Annotated in this window: 21 protein-coding genes, 1 tRNA gene, 1 pseudogene and 1 riboswitch; of the genes and pseudogenes, 1 reads left to right on the forward strand and 22 read right to left on the reverse strand. The window is 46.7% G+C overall.

The genetic code is table 11. The annotated features are described in order from the left end of the window. Positions 1-58 precede the first annotated feature (58 nt). The 13 genes from GBH70_RS06450 to GBH70_RS06510 form a co-directional block, all read right to left on the reverse strand. Positions 59-132, reverse strand: a tRNA-Arg gene (locus GBH70_RS06450). 216 nt (positions 133-348) lie between these two features. Continuing rightward, positions 349-858 (reverse strand): metallophosphoesterase, encoded by a 510-nt coding sequence (locus tag GBH70_RS06455; protein ID WP_151680271.1) that lies wholly within the window; start codon positions 856-858, stop codon positions 349-351. Beyond that, a complete protein-coding gene (locus GBH70_RS06460) occupies positions 855-1,463 on the reverse strand; it encodes an XTP/dITP diphosphatase (protein WP_151680272.1) in 609 nt (202 codons plus the stop codon). The genes GBH70_RS06455 and GBH70_RS06460 overlap by 4 nt, the downstream gene beginning before the upstream one ends. A gap of 13 nt (positions 1,464-1,476) precedes the next feature. Further along, positions 1,477-2,217 (reverse strand): ribonuclease PH, encoded by a 741-nt coding sequence (gene rph, locus GBH70_RS06465; protein ID WP_151680273.1) that lies wholly within the window; start codon positions 2,215-2,217, stop codon positions 1,477-1,479. A 101-nt stretch (positions 2,218-2,318) separates the two neighbouring features. Beyond that, entirely contained in the window at positions 2,319-3,359 is a 1,041-nt protein-coding gene (locus GBH70_RS06470) for a GerMN domain-containing protein (RefSeq protein WP_151680337.1), read from the reverse strand. A 253-nt stretch (positions 3,360-3,612) separates the two neighbouring features. Then, positions 3,613-4,422 carry a glutamate racemase gene (gene racE, locus GBH70_RS06475; protein ID WP_151680274.1) on the reverse strand — a complete coding sequence of 270 codons (810 nt, stop codon included), beginning with the start codon at positions 4,420-4,422 and terminating at the stop codon, positions 3,613-3,615. A gap of 10 nt (positions 4,423-4,432) precedes the next feature. Further along, the gene (locus GBH70_RS06480) at positions 4,433-4,885 is read right to left on the reverse strand and encodes a MarR family winged helix-turn-helix transcriptional regulator (RefSeq protein WP_172967582.1); all 453 of its coding nucleotides are present in this window, start codon (positions 4,883-4,885) and stop codon (positions 4,433-4,435) included. A gap of 306 nt (positions 4,886-5,191) precedes the next feature. Next, entirely contained in the window at positions 5,192-5,545 is a 354-nt protein-coding gene (locus GBH70_RS06485) for a DUF1648 domain-containing protein (RefSeq protein WP_151680276.1), read from the reverse strand. Positions 5,546-5,680: 135 nt separating this feature from the next. Beyond that, a complete protein-coding gene (locus GBH70_RS06490) occupies positions 5,681-5,905 on the reverse strand; it encodes a helix-turn-helix domain-containing protein (RefSeq protein ID WP_014097816.1) in 225 nt (74 codons plus the stop codon). A gap of 151 nt (positions 5,906-6,056) precedes the next feature. Further along, on the reverse strand, positions 6,057-6,533 hold the full coding sequence (locus tag GBH70_RS06495; protein WP_151680277.1) for an acyl-CoA thioesterase: 477 nt from the start codon (positions 6,531-6,533) through the stop codon (positions 6,057-6,059). Between the two features lie 107 nt (positions 6,534-6,640). Then, complete coding sequence (gene sdhB, locus GBH70_RS06500) at positions 6,641-7,408, reverse strand: succinate dehydrogenase iron-sulfur subunit (protein ID WP_151680278.1); 768 nt, start codon at positions 7,406-7,408, stop codon at positions 6,641-6,643. Positions 7,409-7,483: 75 nt separating this feature from the next. Next, positions 7,484-9,235: a succinate dehydrogenase flavoprotein subunit gene (sdhA, locus tag GBH70_RS06505; protein ID WP_151680279.1), complete on the reverse strand. Its 1,752-nt coding sequence runs from the start codon at positions 9,233-9,235 to the stop codon at positions 7,484-7,486. An 81-nt stretch (positions 9,236-9,316) separates the two neighbouring features. Then, positions 9,317-9,925: a succinate dehydrogenase cytochrome b558 subunit gene (locus GBH70_RS06510; protein WP_151680280.1), complete on the reverse strand. Its 609-nt coding sequence runs from the start codon at positions 9,923-9,925 to the stop codon at positions 9,317-9,319. A gap of 440 nt (positions 9,926-10,365) precedes the next feature. On the opposite strand from GBH70_RS06510, the gene GBH70_RS06515 reads away from it, so the two are divergent. Continuing rightward, positions 10,366-10,815 (forward strand): YslB family protein, encoded by a 450-nt coding sequence (locus GBH70_RS06515; protein WP_151680281.1) that lies wholly within the window; start codon positions 10,366-10,368, stop codon positions 10,813-10,815. A gap of 212 nt (positions 10,816-11,027) precedes the next feature. Here GBH70_RS06515 and GBH70_RS06520 read toward each other — a convergent pair whose 3' ends face one another. The 9 genes and pseudogenes from GBH70_RS06520 to GBH70_RS06560 form a co-directional block, all read right to left on the reverse strand. Beyond that, on the reverse strand, positions 11,028-12,257 hold the full coding sequence (locus GBH70_RS06520) for an aspartate kinase (protein ID WP_151680282.1): 1,230 nt from the start codon (positions 12,255-12,257) through the stop codon (positions 11,028-11,030). A gap of 167 nt (positions 12,258-12,424) precedes the next feature. Further along, positions 12,425-12,602: riboswitch (Lysine riboswitch) on the reverse strand. A gap of 130 nt (positions 12,603-12,732) precedes the next feature. After that, on the reverse strand, positions 12,733-14,505 hold the full coding sequence (uvrC, locus tag GBH70_RS06525; RefSeq protein ID WP_151680283.1) for an excinuclease ABC subunit UvrC: 1,773 nt from the start codon (positions 14,503-14,505) through the stop codon (positions 12,733-12,735). 72 nt (positions 14,506-14,577) lie between these two features. Beyond that, entirely contained in the window at positions 14,578-14,892 is a 315-nt protein-coding gene (trxA, locus tag GBH70_RS06530) for a thioredoxin (protein WP_151680284.1), read from the reverse strand. Between the two features lie 194 nt (positions 14,893-15,086). Continuing rightward, complete coding sequence (locus GBH70_RS06535; protein ID WP_151680285.1) at positions 15,087-16,067, reverse strand: electron transfer flavoprotein subunit alpha/FixB family protein; 981 nt, start codon at positions 16,065-16,067, stop codon at positions 15,087-15,089. 27 nt (positions 16,068-16,094) lie between these two features. Further along, positions 16,095-16,868 (reverse strand): electron transfer flavoprotein subunit beta/FixA family protein, encoded by a 774-nt coding sequence (locus tag GBH70_RS06540; protein WP_151680286.1) that lies wholly within the window; start codon positions 16,866-16,868, stop codon positions 16,095-16,097. A 64-nt stretch (positions 16,869-16,932) separates the two neighbouring features. Beyond that, the gene (locus GBH70_RS06545; RefSeq protein ID WP_151680287.1) at positions 16,933-17,706 is read right to left on the reverse strand and encodes an enoyl-CoA hydratase; all 774 of its coding nucleotides are present in this window, start codon (positions 17,704-17,706) and stop codon (positions 16,933-16,935) included. Between the two features lie 43 nt (positions 17,707-17,749). Continuing rightward, complete coding sequence (fadR, locus tag GBH70_RS06550; RefSeq protein ID WP_151680288.1) at positions 17,750-18,343, reverse strand: fatty acid metabolism transcriptional regulator FadR; 594 nt, start codon at positions 18,341-18,343, stop codon at positions 17,750-17,752. A gap of 145 nt (positions 18,344-18,488) precedes the next feature. After that, positions 18,489-20,185: pseudogene (locus GBH70_RS06555) on the reverse strand (AMP-binding protein). A 238-nt stretch (positions 20,186-20,423) separates the two neighbouring features. Then, complete coding sequence (locus GBH70_RS06560; RefSeq protein ID WP_151680289.1) at positions 20,424-22,778, reverse strand: endonuclease MutS2; 2,355 nt, start codon at positions 22,776-22,778, stop codon at positions 20,424-20,426. Between the last annotated feature and the right edge of the window lie 85 nt (positions 22,779-22,863).

Here is a 22,863-nt window from a genome sequence, read left to right on the forward strand (position 1 = left end):
AAAAAAAGGCTGAATGACCGGGGAAACCCCCTGTCATTCAGCCTTTTTTTATTCGAAGCGTCCCAGAAGGGATTCGAACCCCCGACCGACGGCTTAGAAGGCCGCTGCTCTATCCAGCTGAGCTACTGGGACATTTTTCAAATGGCTCGTTGCGAACATACATTATTATACTCAGCAAACAATCAGTTGTCAATCCTATTTTTGCCAAACGATTTGATTATTTTGGGGAAACATGCGATGTTTTTGCGGAATGGAATTGGATTTCGTAGTGGGCACAATAACCTTAAGCCAATCATGCTCTGATTGCATGCCGCAGAACCAGCAGCTGCAATCAGAGCATGATTGACATTACAGCACGAATTCCTGGCGCAGATCTTCCAGTTCCCGGTGCTTGTCCGTATAAAACGAAACACGGATCGTATTGCCTTCTTTCTCAACGATGGCATATGTTTTCTCCACCCTGCCCCGCGGCATTAGAAGGCTGCCGGGATTGAGGAACAAGCGGTTGTCGATCATCTCCGCGCCAAGCACGTGGGAATGCCCGAAGAAGACAAAATCGGCGTCGACTTCTTTCGCTTTATAATTCAAATTCATCAGCGTCATTTTTACATTATAATGATGGCCGTGTGTGACAAAAATCGTATTGCCGTCAATTTTTTTTGTAATATCGAGCGGGAACCTCCGCTCGAAATCGCAATTTCCGCGCACGATCAAAAAATCTTTAATTTCTATCTGTCCGGCCCGCAGTTCGGAATCGCCGCAATGGATCAATGCATCGACAGAATCACCATATTGCTCTTGAAGCTCGGATAGTTCTTCTGTCAAACCGTGGCTGTCACTGACAATGAGCAACTTCATTTTTTGCCTTCCTCCCCTAAAATCAAATGCAATGAATCCGCCAGATTCGCTAATGCGTTTGCCCGATGGCTGATCTTATTTTTTTCTTTAGCGGGGAGCTGGGCCAGCGTTTTGCCGGACGAAAGCATAAAAATCGGGTCGTAGCCAAAACCGTACTCCCCCATCCTTTCGCGCGTAATCCTCCCTTTTAACGTTCCCGAAACGGTAAAGGTTTCCTTTCCGGGCTGCGCCACGGCAAGCGCGCAATAAAACGAAGCGGTGCGCTTTTCATCAGGCACATCTTCCATCTCGGAAAGCACTTTGTCAATATTGGCTTCATCGTTTTTTTCTTCCCCGGCATACCGTGCCGAATAAACGCCTGGCCTGCCGCCGAGCGCATCAACCATGAGCCCGGAATCGTCGGCGATCGCCATCATGCCGTAAGCTTTTGAAGCCGCCTCTGCTTTCAAAATCGCATTCTCTTCAAACGTACTCCCGGTTTCTTCGACATTCGCCGCACCTTCAAAATCCAAAAGCGTTTTAACTTCAAGCCCGAACCGGGAAAACAATGCTGCAAATTCTTTTGCTTTGCCTTTATTTTTTGTAGCGATTAATACAGCCGCCAATTTTTCCCCCTCCTTACTGTCCGATGAGCGGCAGCAAATCACCCAATATTTCTTTTTGTTTTTCAAAAAGTTCCTCCAAACCGGTTTGCGCAGCCGCGAGCAGTCCGTTCAGCTGGGCAGGGGTAAACGTCGCCCCCTCGCCCGTCCCCTGAAGTTCGACAAACTCCCCCGCGCTTGTCATCACAACATTCATGTCAACCAACGCCTTGCTATCTTCCTCGTAATTGAGATCAAGGACGATCCCTTCTTCCGGGATAATGCCAACACTCGTTGCGGCCAGTAAATGCTGGATCGGGAATGTTGCGAATGGTTTTGATTTATGTATGTTTGCGATGGCTTCTGCCACAGCCACGAAAGCACCCGTCACCGAAGCGGTTCTTGTGCCGCCGTCTGCCTGGATGACATCGCAATCCACCCAGATCGTTTTTTCCCCAAGCTGATCCAAATCAACTGCCGCGCGCAAAGCCCTGCCAATTAACCGCTGGATTTCCATTGTCCTTCCCGACACTTTTCCTTTGGAAGACTCGCGGATATTCCGCTGCTGGGTTGCCCTCGGCAGCATGGAATATTCCGCTGCAATCCAGCCTTTTCCGCTCCCCCTTAAAAATGGCGGAACCCTGTCTTCCACACTGGCCGTACAAATCACCTTTGTATTGCCGACAGATATGAGGACAGAGCCTTCCGGATGCATTAAATAACCACTTTCAATATGTACAGGCCTTAATTCGGATGCCTCCCGCCCGTCTGTTCGCACTTCTCCGCTGCCTCCTTCAACAATATCCATACAACAAATAAGAGGTAGCCCGACTACCCCTTTTTAGTGTCCATATTTTATAGTATAACAAAAATATGCCCTTAAAAACTACCCGTGTTTACTTTTTCCGGCCTTGTGACCGGTTCAGAAAGCGGTTTTCCGTCTTCAGTGACAAGCTTCTTGCTGCCATCCACTTCCACCGCGACACTTTTGATGCCTTTCTGCTCCGTCAGCGTGAGGACTAGCGGTTTTAACACCTCATTGGAAATCATTTTTTGATCTAAACTGCCCAAAATTTCTTTGTTGAAATTGAGGGTAACTTTTCCAGCCTGAATTTCCGGCTTATTCAGCAATTTAACATCATCCATGAATCCGGAAACAAGACGGGAACTCGGGGACGGGCCATTGACAAGCTCTTCGACTGCCGCTTCCACATCATCTGACATTTTATCCGGAACGCGCTTTGTTACCGGCACGTAGTATTCTTTATCCCCCGTTTGCGCCAAATAATAGACGGTCACCGAATGGGTATTCGTAATATCAGCGACTTGATCGATATCCGTATTGATGCCGACAGCCCTCGTCAATCCGTCCTCATTAATCGGCGTTCCGGCTACCGGCATCGCCTTCAGCGCCTTTCCGTTCATCTTGAGGTTCACTTTTTGAATGGAATCGAACTGAGTGAGTGTCCACGTAATCGATTCCATGATTTTTTTCTCATCTGCAGCTTTGTATCCTTTAAAATCATCCGAAAAATCAACAGCCGCCACCTTGTCTTTTACATCAAGGGTGAATTGCGTATTGGCAGGAAGCACCGCGCGGAATCCGTTCGGAAGCAAATTGGACACAGGTCCGTCCTGCACCAAATATTCTAACGCCTGCTTTGCGACACTTTTGCTTTCAGGCAGCGCAATGGTTTGCGGCACGACATACCCATACTTATCTATTAAATACAATTCTGTCAGCACTTGCCCTTTTTTCGCTTTTGCCGCTGTTTTTGTCCCATCTTTCAAGGAAACGCTTTGGTGCGGATCTATTTTTTCCGGCTGTTTGTCCGGCAGCAGGCTGCATCCCGACATGTAAATGCCGGAAGCCGCCAGCACCGCAGCGATGGTCCCGGCCGCTTTCGATCTTTTCAACATCCCTTCCCCCTCCTGAAGACTGTTTGTACTACTATGTATACGGGCACCGCCAAAATTTAGACCGGCCAGGCAAAAATTTCGGACTTTAACAAGCAAGTCGTTTTGAAATTCAGCATTTCATGGAACTCCATTATTTCATGGGCCGCAAGACTTCTGTATTCCATACGAACACCTCTGTTTTACAAGAGGTGGTTTGCCACATGCAGCCCTGTTCTATGTTGTTTCCTGGAACCGAAAGGAAAAAACCATCCAATCAGGAGAAAGTTTCTCCCAATTGAATGGTTTCAACATCGGTAATATCCTGCTCCAGCCAGTCGGAAGCAAGTGCGGCAAATATTTTTCTTGACCCTGTTGTAAAGAAGCGGTGTTTCGCCCTTGTATCTTCCATATTGAAAATATCGTGAAAGTAAAGGATCGTGCTCACTTCGCGGGCCGTTTCTTCACCTGAACTGATGACCGATACGTTCTCGCCCATCACATTTTTGATGATCGAGCCGAGGAGCGGATAATGGGTACATCCGAGGATCAAAGTATCAATCCCGCAGTTTTGGATCGGATAGAGCGTTTCTGCGACAATTTTTTTCGCAATCGGGCTGTTGTACTGGCCGCTCTCCACAAGCGGTACAAATTTCGGGCAGGCAAGCGCCGTAATCCTGACTTTTTTATTGATGCTTTTTAACGCCCGTTCATATGCTTGGCTTTTAATTGTCCCGATGGTGCCCAATACGCCGATCCGGAAGTTTTTTGTATGTTTTAAAGCAGCACGTGCGCCTGGGTAAATAACACCAAGAACAGGAATTTTGAGCTGCTCCCTTACTTCGTCCAAAATGACTGCCGTCGCCGTGTTGCAGGCAATAACAAGCATTTTGATATGTTTATCAAGCAAAAAATGGATCATTTGCCATGTAAATTTTTTCACTTCTTCAACAGGTCTTGGTCCGTATGGGCAACGCGCCGTGTCGCCCACATAATAAATCGATTCATTCGGGAGCTGCCGCATCACTTCCTTAACAACAGTCAGACCGCCTACTCCCGAATCAATAATGCCAATTGGTGCATTCAAACTTCTCGCCTCATTCTGTCTTCATTTCCTGATGCAGTTTCACTAAGTTGCTTTTTAATTTTACGAGTTCTTCCGGTGAAAAATGGCAGAGTACAGAGTTCAAATACGTCTGCCTTTTTTTGATCACCTCGTCGATCAGCACGCGACCTTTTTCCAACAAGTGGATGCGCACAACACGCCTGTCATGCGGATCTTTTACGCGCTTAACAAGCTCATTTTTTTCCATCCGGTCAATCAGGTCAGTCGTTGTGCTGAATGCCAGATACATTTTTGTCGACAGCTCCCCGATTGTCATGTCACCTTCTTCAAAAAGCCACTGCAGTGCCAAAAATTGGGGAGGCGTTATTTTATAATCGCTTAATAATTCCCGGCCTTTTTGCTTGACAATACCGGAAATATAGCGTAAGTCTTTTTCAATCTGCGCCACGATTTCCGGATCATGTATGTACGGTTGTTGTTCCATGTCCAAAGCGGCCCCTCTCCGATAAAATACGTTTCCTACTATTATTATATAACAGAATTACTATATGCTATTTTGACCTTTTTCGCGGAAAATTTCAAGCTGGTTTTTACTATCTCCGCCGGAATTTCACATCAAACTTTGATTTCAACCAATTGGCTATACTCGTGATCAATGTTAATATTGCTAATTTCTGAGACTCTTGCGGGATAAGCAGGCAAGAAGGTTCCCTCATGTTGAAGTATCGGGCGGGGAGGCTCGCGTACGCCTTATGTGCGGAGCGGATTTCGCGACCAAAAATAATAAAATTTAATAGGGAAAAACCGTTAGATTTGCCACGAATCGTAATCGAGAAATAGAGCACCCAGCCAAAAATATCGCGTAAAATACAAGCGAAATATGGATGAGAAATCCTACCATGATCAAAATGCCAATTTTAAAAGATATACTCTTTCTTCCTGCGAGCCACAATAAAAACATGATAACAGGCAAAATCCACAATCCGATCCATTTATTTAAATATCCGTCCGGCCGGAAATCCGCGTCAAAATGGGAGGGCATGTTTACCGGGGCAAAGAAAAGCCCGATAACGGAAATGGCGGCAGCTAACACGATCACATACAGCAAAAATTTTGGTTCGATGATCTTCAGAAAAAAGCGCATCGTATCACATCCTTTTTTCTATTATACTTCATTTTCATGGCTGTTTTAAAAAAGTAGAATGATTCTACTTCCCATTATTCAAAGTCCTGTAAAATATGAACAAAATCGACTGCAACAATTGCAGCCGATTTCGTATCAAAGCTTTAATTCTCCCATGCGGAGCAATTCCACGACAGCTTGCGAACGCCCCTTGACTCCCAACTTCTGCATGGCGTTGGAAATATGGTTTCGAACTGTTTTTTCGCTGATAAACAATTCGCTCGCGATTTCTTTCGTTGTCTTGTCTTGTACTAACAGCTCGAATACTTCTTTTTCTCTTTTTGTCAGCAGCGGTTTATGGGTGAAATCGTTGTCCTTCAACTATAGTAACCCTCCTTGCCTTCGCCAGCTTTAAACCGCGGGGATGGGTATTTTGGTTGTCACGATATCTTATGTTTTTTCACACCCGGGAGTGACTTGGCGGAGCAAGGAAACAGATAAATAGGCAAAAAAAGGGCGAAAGCCGTAAATTCTATTTACCGCCTGAGGAAACGACGGAAGCCGGACCGAGCAACCTCTCCCTTTCTTCCTCCGTCCACGGCAAGCCCTTCCCCGTTTCAACAGAGATTTGCACCAACGTGCCGCGGCCGGTAAAACAAATTTCATCTACTTCATTTTTTGCCATATAATGAATGTCGACAGAGGAGTTTCCGACTTTTTGCACTTTTACATAAATACGGAGCTTATCATTGAAAAAAACCTGCCGCAAATAATCGCATTGCAAATCTGCAACGACGGGAATGCTTTTGGCGCCTTTTCGTGCCCATTCCCCCATAAAGCCTAATTGTTGTAAAAACGCAATCCTGGCCTGCTCAAAATAAATAAAAGGGACCGTATTATTCATATGGCCGAACATATCTGTTTCGGAAAAGCGCACCGTTACAGGCAGACAAAAGCTAAACCCCTTCTGCCATAAGGACCAGTCTCCGATATAGGATATCTTTTTCAATTTTCATCCCCCTGAAATTGAATGAGTATTCATTCGTTTCTCTTGGAAAGAAGAACACCACATCATGTTATTTTTTTCCCTTGTTTTTTGATGTGGCGTTCTTCGCATCAGTCTACCGTATGATCGCTTCCAAAGAACTTTTTAAACATATAAATCGTTGTTTCACGGTTCAAAGCCGCAATCGAAGTGGTCAGCGGAATGCCTTTCGGGCAAGCCTGTACGCAGTTTTGTGCGTTGCCGCAATTGGCTAGACCTCCGTCTCCCATAATTGCTTCGAGCCGTTCATCACGGTTCATATGGCCGGTTGGATGCGCGTTAAATAACCGGACTTGCGACAGCGGGGCTGGCCCGATAAAATTGGAATGGCTGTTGACATTCGGGCAGGCTTCCAAACATACACCGCATGTCATGCATTTTGCCAATTCGTAAGCCCATTGCCGCTTTTTCTCCGGCATGCGCGGCCCTTCGCCCAGATCATAAGTTCCATCAATCGGGATCCACGCTTTCACTTTTTTCAGCGAGTCAAACATGCGGCTGCGGTCAACCTGCAAATCGCGAACAACCGGGAATGTCCGCATTGGCGCGAGGCGGATTGGCTGCTCCAGTTTGTCCACGAGTGCCGAGCATGCCTGGCGTGGCATGCCGTTGATCACCATAGAACAGGCGCCGCAAACCTCTTCCAAACAGTTCATTTCCCAAACAACAGGCGTTGTTTTCTCCCCTTTTGCATTGACCGGATTCCGGCGGATTTCCATTAAAGCCGAAATCACGTTCATATTCGGACGATACGGAATTTTGAACGTTTCTTCGTAAGGTTGCGATTCCGGGTTGTCCTGGCGTTGTATGATCAATGTAACGGTTTTTTGTTCACCCATCCTTATTCTCCTCTTTCCTTTTGGTCTCACTCTCTTGCGGGCCCTGTGGATAGGGGCTGCATCCCCCGCCCGAAATTAATGTTTTTTCGTATAGTCGCGTACACGAGGTTTAATAAGGGATACATCGACGTCTTCATAGCTGAAGACCGGTTCATTCTTTACAGGGTCATAATTTGCCATTGTGGTTTTCAGCCATTCTTCATCGTTTCGGTCCGGAAACTCAGGTTTATAGTGGGCCCCGCGGCTTTCATTGCGATTTAAAGCACCAATGGTAATGACCCGCGCTAACTGGAGCATGTTATACAACTGGCGCGTAAATGTTGCAGCCTGGTTGCTCCATTTTGACGTATCCCCGACATTGATATGCTTCCATCTTTCCATTAATTCCTGAATCTTTTCGTCAGTCTTCTTCAGACGGTCATTGTAGCGGACAACCGTCACATTTTCCGTCATCCATTCGCCTAGTTCCTTATGTAAAACATAGGCATTTTCGGTTCCATCCATCGACAGGATTTCATTCCATTTTTTCTCCTGCTCCTGGACCCCACGTTCAAAAACGCTTGACGGCAGTGCATCTGTGCTCTTTTCAAGGCCGTCGATATAGTTCACGGCTTCAGGCCCCGCAACCATTCCGCCGTAAATCGCGGAAAGAAGCGAGTTCGCCCCTAATCGGTTGGCACCATGCATCGAATAATCGCATTCGCCCGCCGCGAACAAGCCCGGAATGCTCGTGTGCTGCTTATAGTCAACCCACAATCCGCCCATCGAATAGTGCACAGCCGGGAATACTTTCATCGGCACTTTATGCGGGTCTTCTCCAACAAATTTTTCATAGATTTCAATAATTCCGCCTAATTTTACATCAAGTTCATGCGGGTCCTTATGCGACAAATCGAGATACACCATGTTTTCCCCATTAATGCCGAGCTTCAAATCAACGCAAACATGGAAAATTTCACGGGTCGCGATATCACGCGGAACAAGGTTTCCGTAAGCCGGATATTTTTCTTCAAGGAAATACCAAGGTTTACCGTCTTTGTATGTCCAGATGCGTCCGCCTTCCCCGCGGGCCGATTCGCTCATCAGCCGGAGTTTGTCATCGCCTGGTATCGCCGTTGGGTGGATTTGGATAAATTCTCCGTTCGCATAAGTTGCGCCCTGCTGATAAACAATCGACGACGCTGAACCGGTGTTGATCATCGAGTTGGTCGATTTTCCGAAAATAATGCCAAGTCCGCCTGACGCCATGATCACGGCATCAGCAGGAAAAGCTTTGATTTCCATTGTTTTCAAGTTTTGTGCGACAATCCCGCGGCAGACCCCTTCATCGTCTTTAATAATTCCAAGGAATTCCCAGCCTTCGTATTTTGTAACCAGCCCGTCCACTTCATGGCGCCTTACCTGCTCATCCAGTGCGTACAAAAGCTGCTGGCCGGTTGTTGCGCCGGCAAAAGCCGTCCGGTGGTGCTGCGTTCCGCCAAAACGTCTGAAATCCAAAAGCCCTTCCGGCGTGCGGTTAAACATAACACCCATTCTGTCAAATAAATGAATAATGCCAGGTGCAGCTTCACACATCGCTTTTACCGGAGGCTGGTTGGCCAGAAAGTCCCCGCCGTATACTGTATCATCAAAATGGATCCATGGGGAATCCCCTTCACCTTTTGTGTTGACTGCGCCGTTAATGCCACCCTGTGCGCAGACAGAGTGCGACCGTTTCACCGGCACTAAAGAAAACAATTCTACCTGTCGGCCCGCTTCCGCAATTTTTACGGTTGACATCAAGCCGGCCAGTCCCCCGCCGACAACGATGATTTTGCCTTTATTCATCGCGATTCACTCCCTCTACATACTTGATGCATATCTCTCAATCTGCCAAACAATCAATCTTCCGTTTATCAATCGTTTTCATTATGCAAATGCTAATAAAGCTCTAACGTCGACAATCGACAGCAGCACAAACACAACGACCATCACATAAGTGGAAATCTGCTGCGAACGCTGTGACTGCGTAATGCCCCAGCTGACGAGGAAACTCCACAGGCCGTTAGAAAAATGGAATATGGCAGCCACTGTCCCAATTATGTACCAGGCAAGCATCCATGGATTGGATAGCAGGTTTGCCATCAAATCAAAATTTAATGGTTTGCCGAGTGCCATTTGAATACGGGTTTCATAGATATGAAATACAAGAAAAATCAGTACCAGCACACCGCTGATCCTTTGCATCAGGTACATCCAGTTCCTGAAATACCCCAATCTCCCTACATTGCTTGAAGCGGTAAACGCAATGTACAAGCCGTAAATCGCGTGGAACAAGAGCGGCAAATAGATGAGTACCACTTCCAGAAACAGAAGGTACGGCAAATGTTCCATAAAGTTTGCTGCTTTGTTGAATGAAGCGGCTCCGTCTACTGCATAGTGGTTTACTGTCAAATGTATGACTAAAAACAAGCCGATTGGAAAGACACCCAACAAAGAATGCAGTTTGCGGTGATAAAACTCTCGGTTTCCAGCCACAAGTGTATCCCCCTTTGTAGTGTGAATTTATGCAAAGAAAACAATATCAATCATGCTTTCTTTTTGCATAAATGTTTTTATAACAATTATGTGACAGTTTTATTGTACTCCCGACAAATGGGCACGTCAAGGAAACGCATTCATAAAAATGCGCCAAAAATGCTACTAATTTGTCTTTTTATTACGATATCCCATTTTTTAATCATTTTTTTAGAATAGTGTATACTCAACATGATATTTGTATTAAATAGGAATTTTTATCCATAGGCTGCATATTTTAATAAAATTTTAATAGAAATGCGGTAAACTGCTTGAAGTGCTCTCCCCGGTTCCGGAACGCGGCCGGAAATCGTTTGTTTTTATACATATTTTATAAAAATGCCTTTTAAGTCCGGATTTATTTTGTATATAATATAGCATATAAGAAAGAGGGGAATCGCGTGAAATCTTCTACTGGCAACGATACAGCGGCTGAGCAGCTGACGGTGCCCGCTTTCGGGTACGAGCTGATGCGTGATATATTAATTCCGGAAATTCTCGGCAAAGAAACACCCGATATTTTATATTGGGCAGGAAAACATTTAGCAAGGAAATTCCCGCTGATCACCTTTGATGAGATTGTTTCTTTTTTTCATGAAGCAGGATGGGGAACCTTAACAATAAAAAAAGAAGAGAAATACAGAATCGAATTTGAGCTCGCCGGCCCGATCATCGGCAGGCAGCTGGAAATTGGCCGGGAATCCACCTTTAAGCTTGAAGCAGGTTTTTTGGCCGAACAGTACCGAATGCAGAAAAAACTGATTACGGAAGCTGCGGAAGAAGTGATGAAAAAAGCAAAAAAAGTACGCATTACCGTGCAGTGGGACCAAAAAGACCCATCCGGCGAATAAAAAGTGCAAAAAGCAGGGGGCAACCGGCCCCTGCTTTTTCTTTTGGCTCTGTTAAATTTTATTGTTGATGATCACTAATTCTGGGACTCCCGCGGAATAAGCGGACAAGAAGAGACCCCACATGCCGTGGTATTCGGCGGGGCGGCCCGCGGACGCGTCATTAGCGAAGCGGATTTCGCGATCATCAACATTGATCACGAATAACCTTTCTTTTAAATATTTTGCTCCACGGCATCGAGTTCAAATGCGTTGTGTAGGCATTGTGCCGCACGGATCATTTCTTTTTCGTCAACGACGGTGGAAACTTTGATTTCAGAAGTGCTGATCATTTTAATGGCAATTCCGTTATCTGCAAGAACCTGAAACATTTTCGCCGCAACACCCGGATTGGAAACCATGCCCGAGCCGATGATCGACACCTTTGAAAGGCCCGTTTCCGTTTCAAAATGGTCAATACCAAGCCGTGCTTTATTGAATTCCAAAATATCGGCTGTATCTTTCAAATCTTTATCTTTAATGGAAAAGGATAAATAAGTTTTATTGTCAGCCGTCTGGTTTTGGATAATGATGTCCACATCAATATGATGGTCCGCCAGAATCGTGAAAATATCCGATAAATTGCGGAACCCGTTCTCCAACCCGAAAATAGTGACTCTTGTAATGGCGTCTTCAAATGCCACACCGCGGACGATTAAATTTTTCTCCACTGCAACTTCCTCCTCAATGAACGTACCTTCAACTTTTTCCAAACTGGAGCAGACCTCAAGCGGAACCGAGAAATTTTTGGCAAATTCCACAGCCCGGGCATGTAATACGCCGGCACCAAGATTCGCAAGCTCAAGCATTTCATCATACGATATAGCCTGAAGCTTCCGGGCATTCGGTATATAGCGCGGATCGGATGTAAATACGCCTGTTACATCCGTAAAAATGATGCAGCGGTCCGCATGCAATGCCGCAGCGAGCGCGACCGACGTTGTATCCGAACCGCCCCTGCCCAGTGTCGTAATTTCACCCTCTTCGGTAACACCCTGGAATCCCGCTACAATCACAATCTGCCCTTTTTCCAAATGGGATTTGATTTTATCGGTGCGGATTTCCAAAATTCGGGCATTCCCGTGCACCGCTTCAGTCACGATGCCAGCCTGCCAACCGGTATAGGAAACGGCATCATAGCCCCTGTCAATTAATGCCATGGCAACCAGTGAAATGGTTACCTGCTCGCCGGTGGACAAAAGCATGTCCATCTCCCGCTTTGCAGGATAGGAAGAAAGCTCATTTGCCAGAGAAACAAGCTGGTCGGTCGTCTTGCCCATGGCAGAAACGACGACAACAACATCATTTCCTTTCTCTTTTTCTTCGATAATACGGTTCACCGTATTTTTGATTCTTTCCACATTTCCGACTGAAGTTCCCCCAAATTTTTGAACAATGATTCCCAATTATGCCGCCTACCTTCTTCTATTTGTGATGTATGAGGCTACCATTCAAAGCAAAAGCGATTTGACTGCGCCTTTCCGGTATTGGCACCGGCAAGGCCTGCCCGACCAAAAAAAGCAATGAGAACGGATATCTCATTGCTTTTGAATACGCGGGTACGCAGTCACTTTTATGAGATAGCGCTCCAAGATATTCCATCTTGACAGTTCTGGATTTCTTCAATACAGAACCAGCAAAAATGGCATTGAGGCCATTTTCACTTCGGCGGAACTTCCTTTCAAGAACCTTCACAGAAGCCCAATCTTCTCCGGCCCTTTACTCTTAAGCCCCGCGCCTCTATCATGAACGAAAATGCTCTGATGAAAAACTGCCGGCCGCTGCAACGGTACCGCATTATAAACGGCCAACAATCCCCTAACAAAGTAGCAATATGAAATTTTACAACGATTATAACACAAACTGAAAACTTCGGCTAGGCTATTCTTGTAATTTTTTGATTAATATTTCAGTAACCGGCCGTGGGATCCCGATTTCAATAAATTCTTCGGGTTTGGCTTCTTTTATTTTTTTGACGGATCCAAAATGCCGGAGCAGCTGTTTTTTCCGTTTCGGCCCAATGCCCGGGATGTCGTCCAAAATTGACTGGAATGCGGATTTTCCGCGCAATTCCCTGTGGAACGTAATGGCAAAACGGTGCACTTCATCCTGAATGCGCTGGAGCAGATAAAATTCCTGGCTGTTCCGGTCAAGCGGCACAATTTCGAGCGGATCTCCGAACAGAAGCTGCGAAGTATTGTGCTTTTCGTCTTTTGCCAGCCCCCCGATCGGGATCTTAAGCCCCAATTCGTTTTCCAGCACATCCCTTGCCGCATCAATCTGCCCTTTTCCGCCGTCGATGATAATAAGATCCGGAAGCGGCAATTTTTCTTTCAGGGCGCGGGTATAGCGGCGGCGGACAACTTCCCGCATCGATTCATAATCATCCGGCCCTTCCACGGTTTTAATTTTATATTTCCGGTATTCCTTTTTCGCCGCTTTTCCGTCAATAAACACGACCATGGCCGAAACAGGGTTCGTACCCTGGATATTGGAGTTATCGAAAGCTTCAATGCGGTGCGGCGTGTAGATGCCGAGCTTTTCCCCGAGATTTTCGACAGCTTTGATGGTCCGTTCTTCATCGCGTTCAATCAAGGCAAATTTTTCTTTCAAGGCAATCGCGGCATTTTTTTCGGCCATCAGCACGAGTTCATGCTTCTGCCCCTTTTTTGGCTGTAGCACTTTTGTTTCCAATAACTGTTCCGCCAGTTCCCGGTCCGCTTTTTCAGTGATCAGCACTTCTTTCGGCTTGATATGCTCCGGTTTTGCATAAAACTGGCCGAGATAGCTTAGAAATTCTTCTTCCGGTTCATCGTAAATCGGAAACAATGAAACATCCCGTTCGATCAGCTTCCCCTGACGCATAAAAAACACCTGGACACACATCCAGCCCTTATCAACCGCATAGCCGAGAATGTCGCGGTCGGTAAAATCGGTCATCGTAATTTTCTGCTTTTCCATCGTCATTTCAATATTGGCGATCTGATCGCGGTATTCTTTCGCCCGCTCGAATTCCAGCCTTTCCGCGGCGGCATGCATTTTTTGCTCCAATTCTTTTTTGATTTCAGTATAACCCCCGTTCAAAAAACGGGTGATTTCATCGGTAATTTCTTTGTACGTTTCTTCTTTGACCTCATTCACGCACGGCGCCAGGCATTGGCCCATGTGGTAGTAAAGGCAAACGCGATCTGGGAGATTGGTGCATTTCCTTAAAGGATACAGCCGGTCAAGCAGCTTTTTTGTTTCGTTAGCAGCTTGGACATTCGGATACGGCCCGAAATATTTTCCCTTATCTTTTTTCACTTTCCGGGTCGTGATCAGGCGCGGATGCCGTTCATGCGTCAGTTTGATATACGGATACGTTTTGTCGTCCTTCAGCATGACGTTGTATTTCGGATCATACTTTTTGATCAGGTTGATTTCAAGAATGAGGGCCTCGATATTGGATGAAGTGACAATATATTCAAAGTCTTCGATCTCACTCACAAGCCGCTGTGTTTTTCCATCGTGCGAACCGGTGAAGTAAGAGCGGACACGATTTTTTAGAATTTTGGCTTTCCCAACATAGATGACGGTCCCCTGCCTGTCTTTCATTAAATAGCAGCCAGGCTGATCGGGTAGGAGGGCGAGTTTATTGCGGATGGTATCGTTCAATTTCTCTCACCTCAAATATTGCGATCTGTAAAAAATCCGAGCCATTTCTGACCCGGATTCGACATGCATGGATTATAAATGTTTTTTCACTAATTCTTCCAAAGCTTCTTTCGGTTGGTAACCAATTACTTTGTCAACCTGTTTGCCGTCTTTCATTACGACAAGCGTCGGAATGCTCATAATCCCGAATTTGCTTGCAGTTTCCTGGTTTTCATCGACATCCACTTTTACGATTTTGACTTTGTCGCCCATTTCTGCGTCAATTTCTTCCAAAACCGGTGCAATCATTTTGCACGGACCGCACCAAGTTGCCCAAAAGTCCGTTAAAACCAAACCTTCGCTGACTTCCTGTTCGAAAGTAGCGTCAGTTGCATGAGTAATTGCCATATTGATAAAACCCTCCTAAGTCAAACTATTACTGCTGATGATAAGTATATCATCCTTTTCCATATGATGCGAATGTTATGTTTGAATCATTCACCCAAAAAATGCAGTAATGATTTTATTATTTTATACCCTTTTTGCATGAATTTCCAACATAAAGCAGGGCCTAGGGGAATCTGCCGCCCAAGCCCTTTTGGTTATGCCGTCGTGACTTTTAATTTTTTGAATTCTTCCGTCAAAAGCGGCACGACTTCAAACAGGTCGCCGACAATGCCATAGTCCGCCACGTTAAAAATATTGGCTTCCGGGTCTTTGTTGATGGCGACAATGACTTTTGAATTGGACATGCCGGCCAGATGCTGGATCGCGCCCGAAATGCCGCACGCAATGTACAGGTCCGGAGTAACAACCTTCCCGGTTTGCCCGATTTGCAAGGAATAATCGCAGTAGCCTGCATCGCATGCGCCGCGTGAAGCCCCGACCGCGCCGCCGAGCACATCGGCAAGCTCTTTCAGCGGTTTAAAGCCTTCCGCGCTTTTTACGCCGCGGCCGCCGGAGACGATCACCTTCGCTTCAGAAAGGTCAACGCCTTCACTCGCTTTACGGATAACTTCTTTTATAATGGTTCGCAAATCTTTAATCTCCGCTTGAATCGTTTGGACATCCCCTGTTCTGGACTCATCTTTTTCAAGCGGGCTTATATTGTTCGGGCGGATAGTGGCGAAAATGATGCCGTCTGTAATGATTTTCTTTTCAAATGCTTTACCGGAATAAATCGGCCGGGTAAAGACAACATGTTCGCCCGCCGCTTCTACGATTGTCGCGTCCGAAATGAGGCCGGCATCCAGTTTGCTTGCAATTTTTGGCGCCAAATCTTTGCCGAGCGCGGTATGTCCGAAAATGATGCCGTCCGGATTTTCTGAATGAACAACGGCAAGGAAGGCCTGCGAAAAACCGTCTGAAGAGTAGTTTTTTAGATTCCCGTCTTCCACAACTACAACACGGTCAGCACCGTATTGAATCATATCTTTGCCCAAATTTTGAACGGAATCCCCGATTAAAACACCGACTACTTCCCCGCCTTCCGCAACCGTTTTCCCTGCGGCAATAGCTTCAAAAGACACATTGCGGAGCGATCCATCGCGGACTTCTCCGAGTACCAATACTTTTCGACTCATTCTGTTCCCCTCCAGTACCAATTTCAATTAAATGACTTTCGCTTCGTTATGCAACAATTGGACGAGTTCTTTTACCTGATCGGAGATTTCGCCTTCAAGCACTTTCCCCGCTTCTTTTTTCGGCGGCAAATATACTTCGATCGTTTTTGTTTTCGGCTCAACGTCGTCTTCTTCGAGATCGAGGTCATCGAGTTCGAGTTCTACCAGCGGCTTTTTCTTTGCCTTCATAATGCCGGGCAACGAGGGATAGCGCGGCTCATTTAAGCCCTGCTGCGCCGTGACAAGCAACGGAAGCGTTGTTTCGATGATTTCTGAATCCCCTTCCACATCCCTTGTTACGGTTACCTTGTCCCCGTCGATTTCCAAGTTTGTAATCGTGGTCACGTACGGGATGCCCAACAGATCCGCCACCCTCGGTCCGACCTGGCCGGAAGCATTGTCAATGGCGACGTTTCCGCCGATAATCAGATCTGGTTCCTGCTCTTTTAAATATCGGGCAAGCACTTTTGCCGTTGTCACCTGGTCGCTATATTCCACATCATCCTCAATATTGATAAGCACCGCTTTATCCGCGCCCATGGCCAGCGCCGTCCGCAATTGTTTTTCCGCTTCCTCATTACCGACCGTTACGACGGTCACTTCTCCGCCGTGCGCATCGCGAAGCTGGATGGCTTCTTCGACGGCATATTCATCATACGGGTTGATAATATATTCCGCACCATCATCCTGAATACGGCCGTTTGAAGTCGTAATTTTTTCTTCTGTGTCAAATGTTCTTTTTAATAAAACAAAGATGTTCATGCCGGTCCCTCCCCAAATATATTCAAAATTTAATAATTTAAGCACATACATAATAAGGAATAATTTATTTCCCGGTAAAACGGGGCTCCCTTTTTTCGATAAAGGCTTTGATGCCTTCTTCTCCGTCTTCCGAGCCGAACAGCTCTTTAAAACGGGCGGATTCCTGCTGCAGGCCTTTTTCATATTCATTTGTCTTTGCATAGTTTACAAGTTCAATAGACGCTTTTAAGGCAAGCGGGCTTTTCTTTGCGATTTTTCCCGCGAGCGCTTTCGCTTTCGAAAGCAGTTCTTCTTCCTTATAAGCATGGTTGGCCAGCCCCCACTGCACCGCTTCGGTTCCGGTAAGCGGGTCACTAGTCCACAGCATTTCAAATGCTTTGCCGGGCCCGACATACCTTGGAAGCCGTTGCGTCCCTGCAAATCCCGGCACAAGCCCAAGCTGAAGCTCCGGCAGTCCAAGCTTCGCATTCTCGGCTACAAGGCGGATATGGCAGGCCATCGCCAGTTCCAGACCGCCGCCGAGCGCAGCGCCGTGGATCGCTGCAATCACCGGTTTCGGGAACGCTTCCAATTTTTCGAACAATTTCTGGCCTGAAACCGCCAGAGAATCGAAGCTGCCGCTTTCCCTCAACTGGACAAATTCTTTAATATCAGCACCTGCGGAGAAAAACCGCCCGACACCGTAAATCAGCACCACCCGGCTTTCCGCATCATTTTCGATTTGGTCAAGCGCTTCCGCAAATTCTTTTAAAAGCGCCTGTGCGAGCGCATTGGCAGGCGGCCTGTTGATTTCGATGCAGGCGACCGCGTTCTCGCGCTTTACTGTGATGTATTCCATCCCGTCTTTACCCCCTCACTTTTTATGGGAAGCCCGGCAGGAGCTAAACCGCCTTTTTCCTGCCGCAGCCGTTAATGATTAAGTGATGGACGGGTGCAGCTAATGAAACGAGATTGTATTTTCCTTCGTTCATCACCCATGTTGTCACCGTTTCGTCTACTGTCCCAAAAATCATCTGCCGCACCAGCCGGACATCAAGCTCCGGATCAAATTCTCCCGTTTCCATCCCTTCGCGGATAATTTTGTCAACGAGCGTCAAATACTCTTTCAGCACACTGTTGATTTTTAACCGCAAATCTTTGTTCGTTTGCCTTAATTCCAATTGCGTGACAACCGCCAAATTATGGTCGCTTGACAGTATTTTGAAGTGGTTTTCGATCATTTTCAGCAATTTCTCGGAAGGGCTGTAATCCCCTTCAATAAAATCAGAAATATTTTCAATAAATAATTGCATTTTTTCTTCAAACAAAGAAATAAGGATGTCTTCTTTGTTTTTGAAATACAAGTAGATCGTTCCGTCTGCTACCCCCGCCTGTTTTGCAATTTTTGACACCTGAGCTTGATGATAGCCGTGTTGCGCTATAACCACCACTGCTGCATCTATAATCTGTTTGTATTTCGGTTTATTTTTTTTCACGGACTATCACCTTTCATCTTTTCATCTATAAGTTAGAACACCTATTTCGATAACAGCTGTATTTAAAATGAATGATCATTCATTCATAATTTTATATTATATATGATTCGCCCGCTTGTCAAGTGCTGTTTTGAAAAAAGTTTTGCTAACTGATCTTCTCATCTCCATTTTCCACCTTTTCTTTTTCTACTGCAACCAATGAGCGACGCAAAATTTTGCCGACTGCGGTTTTCGGCAGTTCATCGCGGAACTCGTAAATGCGCGGGACTTTGTAAGCCGCAAGATATTTGCGCGCAAATCGGTCCAGTTCCTTTTCCGTCACTGTCATGTTCTCTTTCAGCACAATATAAGCTTTGACCGTTTCCCCGCGGTACGGATGCGGAACCCCGGCGACAACCGCTTCCTGCACAGCCGGATGTTCGTATAACACTTCTTCGACTTCGCGCGGGTAAATATTATAGCCGCCCGCAATGATGATATCTTTTTTACGGTCGACGATATAGAAAAAACCCTCCTCATTCATATACGCCAAGTCACCTGTCAAGAGCCAGCCGTCTTTCAGCACCTCCGCCGTTTCTTCAGGCCTGTTCCAGTAGCCTTTCATAACTTGCGGGCCCTTGACTGCCAGCTCACCAACCTCGCCCGGCGGCAAAGGCTTTTCGTCTTTCAGAGAGAGGATCCGGCAGTCCGTATCCGGCCATGGCACACCGACGCTCCCTTTTACGCGTTTTCCCCAAACAAAATTGGCGTGTGTCACGGGGGAAGATTCGCTGAGCCCGTACCCTTCTACAAGCTTGCCGCCCGTCACTTCTTCAAATTTTTGCTGCACTTCTACCGGCAACGGGGCGGAACCGCTGATGCACGCTTCGATCGATGATAAGTCATATCGCCCGATTTTTGGATGGTTCAAAAGTCCGATATAAATCGTCGGTGCACCGGGAAACATTGTCGGACGCTGTTTTTCGATCGTTTTCAGTAATGATCCTCCGTCAAAACGCGGGATTAATATCATTTTGAAGCCCTGCATGACAGAAAGGATCAGCACGGTTGTCATGCCATACACATGGAAGAACGGAAGCAAGCCGAGCACGACTTCTTCCCCTTTTTTCGCTTTATACATCTAGGCGCCACACATCGCCGCGTTCGCAATGAGATTTTTGTGCGTCAGCATAACCCCTTTTGGCACGCCAGTTGTGCCGCATGTATATTGGAGTATCGCCAGGTCCTCTTCAAAGTCGAACGGAATGTCCAGCGGCTCCGCTTTTTCTTCCTGTAAAATCCTTTTCAGCAAATGTTGGTGGGTTTCGTGTTTCACCTGTACGGCAATACCCATCTGTTTCATTTGGATAAAACGATATAGAACATTTTTTGGGAACGGCAGATAATCTTCGATAGCGGTTACAATAATGTGCTTGAGATCAGTTTTTCGAAAAACTTTTGCCACAACTGGATATAAAAAGTCAACCGTCAAAATTACCTTGGAACCGGAGTCTTTCAGCTGGTATTCAAGCTCCCTTTCCGTATAGAGCGGGTTTGTCATGACAGCAACGCCCCCTGCATAAAGGACACCGTAAAAACCGATCACCGCCTGCGGAGAATTCGGAATCAAGACCGCAACCCTGTCGCCCTTTTCCACCCCGATTTTTTTAAATACCGGGCAAATTTCAGCGCGGACTCATATACTTCCCGGTACGACATTTCTTTTCCTATGAAATGGAGCGCCTTCTTTTCGGGATAGCATTCTGCCGCTTCGGTCAAAAAAGCACAGACCGGTTTGCGCTCATACTCAATGGAAGTCGGGATTTCCGGTGGATACTGGGACAGCCACGGCTTTTCTGACATTTGCATCACTCCAACTTTAATAGTATTTGAAAATTCCCATTTCTCATTTTATTATAACGAAAGATAAAATCGCTGACAAATCTTTGTACCGAAAAAGGAGAAGGATCCGCTCCTTCTCCCTCCGTTAGTCTGCAATGGCAAGATAAATAATGCCAAGCAGCACAAAAATGATGCAGCACACAATTAAAATTTTTGCAAGCCTGTCCAAAAACATTTGCCATCCCCCTGCCTGCTTGGTTTATTTAAATTCTACAATTGTCACGCCGCTTCCTCCTTCCCCTGCTTCGCCAAGGCGGATGCGTTTCACTGCGCGGTGGTGCTTCAAATATTCCTGTACGCCGTTTCGAAGTGCACCTGTCCCTTTGCCGTGGATGATTGAGACACGCGGATAGCCGGCCAAAAGCGCATCGTCAATATATTTTTCAACTTTTAACAGTGCGTCTTCATAGCGCTCGCCGCGCAAATCGATCTCCAGGTTGACATGGTAATCAGGCCCCTTTACGGTTGTAAGGTGCTTTTCTGGCTGTTTTTGCGGCACCTGGATAAATTCGAGGTCAGATTCTTTCACTTTCATTTTCATGATACCCATTTGCACCTGCCACTCGCCGCTACCCGTTTTTTCAAGCAGTGTGCCTTTTTGGTTGAAGCTCAATACCTTTACTTCGTCGCCAGGCCGGAACGTATGCTGCTGCTTCGCCTTAGCGTGCGGTTTTGATTTATCCAGTTTCGGCGCGGCTTCCTCGAGCCGTTTTCTCGCTTCTATCAGTTCGTGTTCTTTAATATTTGCTTTCGTATCGAGCTGCATTTTCCGCAAATCACGGATAATTTCTTCAGCTTTTTCTTTCGCCTGTTCCACCACTTTTGCCGCTTTTGCTTCGGCTTTTTCATACAGCTCATCACGGCGGGCATAAAATTCCATCATCTGTTTTTGCAAATCTTTATGTAGTTTTTCGGCATTTTTCACAAGTTCGTGCGCTTCCTGCCGCTCTTTTTCCGCCTCGCGCCTTGCAGATTCAAGCGCAGCAATCATATTGTCGACCTGGTTCGTGTCCGCGCCGATATACGACTTGGCATGTTCAATGATGGAAGGGGACAGCCCGAGCCGTTCGGAAATCTCAAACGCATTGCTCCGCCCCGGAACGCCAATCAAAAGCCGGTATGTCGGACTCAAAGTGTCGACGTCAAACTCGACGCTTGCATTGATGACGCCTTTGCGGTTATAGCCGTATGCCTTCAATTCCGGGTAGTGTGTCGTGGCGACAACGCGCGCCCCCCGGTTGTAAACCTCATCCAAAATGGAAATTGCAAGGGCTGCCCCTTCCTGCGGGTCGGTCCCGGCACCGAGCTCATCAAATAATACGAGCGATTCGCGATCAACACGGTTCAAAATGTCGACAATATTTGTCATATGCGACGAAAACGTACTCAGACTCTGCTCGATCGACTGCTCATCACCGATATCGGCAAATACTTCTTTGAACACCGCCATTTCCGAGCCATCTAGAGCGGGGATCTGCAGCCCAGCCTGCGCCATCAGCGTGCATATACCGATTGTTTTTAACGTAATGGTTTTCCCTCCCGTATTCGGCCCGGTAATGACAATGGTTGTATAATCCTTGCCAAGCGCGATATCATTCGGCACAACCTTGTCCATCGGCAGCAAAGGGTGCCTGGCTTTGAACAGGCGGATGATACCATCTTTGTTCATGGATGGTTTCGACCCTTTTATCGACCTGCCGTATAAAGCTTTGGCAAAAATAAAATCAAAATCAGCTAAAATCCCAATGATTGTTCCCAGTTCGCCGGCTTGTCCGGCAACGGCAGCCGACAACCCGCTTAAAATCCTGTCGATTTCCTGCTGCTCTTTCAAATGCCATTCGCGGAGCTGGTTATTCAGTTCCACGACTGACTGTGGCTCGATAAACAGCGTCTGCCCGGAAGAAGACTGGTCATGTACAATACCCCCGTAATTGGCGCGGTATTCCTGCTTGACCGGGATCACGTAGCGTTCATTGCGAATCGTAATAATGGCATCCGACAGCATTTTGGCCGCATTTTTTCCGCGAATGTACCCTTCCAGCTTTTCGCGGATACGCCGTTCTGTTCCGCGCAGCCCTTGGCGAATCTGCCTTAATGTTTCGCTTGCTGTATCGAGCACTTCACCGTTTTCGTCGATCGCATTTTTGATTTCATGCTCAAGCGGGGTTAGGATTGCAATGCCCTCCGCCATTCCCCCTAAAATCGGGAGTTCAGTGCCTTCCTCTACGATGCCTTCAATAAAACATTTCATTGAGCGGCTGGCATAAATGGTGCTGGCGATCTGCATAAGTTCCGCTGGGTTCAGCCTGCCCCCGATTGACGCCCTTTTCAGATGGCGGCGGATGTCATATATCCCTGATAGCGGAACATGCCCTTTTAAGCGGAGCACCCGGGCCGCTTCATCCGTTTCCTCCTGCATCCGCATGACTTCTTCATAAGAAGAGGAAGGAAACAGCGCTTCAATTTTCTCGGCCCCTAGCGGCGAAGAGGCGTGCTCAAGCAGTAAGCCCTTAATTTTATCAAACTCCAGCGTTTTGATGATTTTTCCTTTCATATATTCATCCTCCATGCTTTCCGGATCTCCTGTCCCCGGAAAACTGCACTCTGTTTTGGCCGTTTAATAATTTGTCCATGGCCGC

It is taken from the genome of Weizmannia acidilactici (genome assembly GCF_008974225.1).
Taxonomy (GTDB): domain Bacteria; phylum Bacillota; class Bacilli; order Bacillales; family Bacillaceae_C; genus Weizmannia; species Weizmannia acidilactici.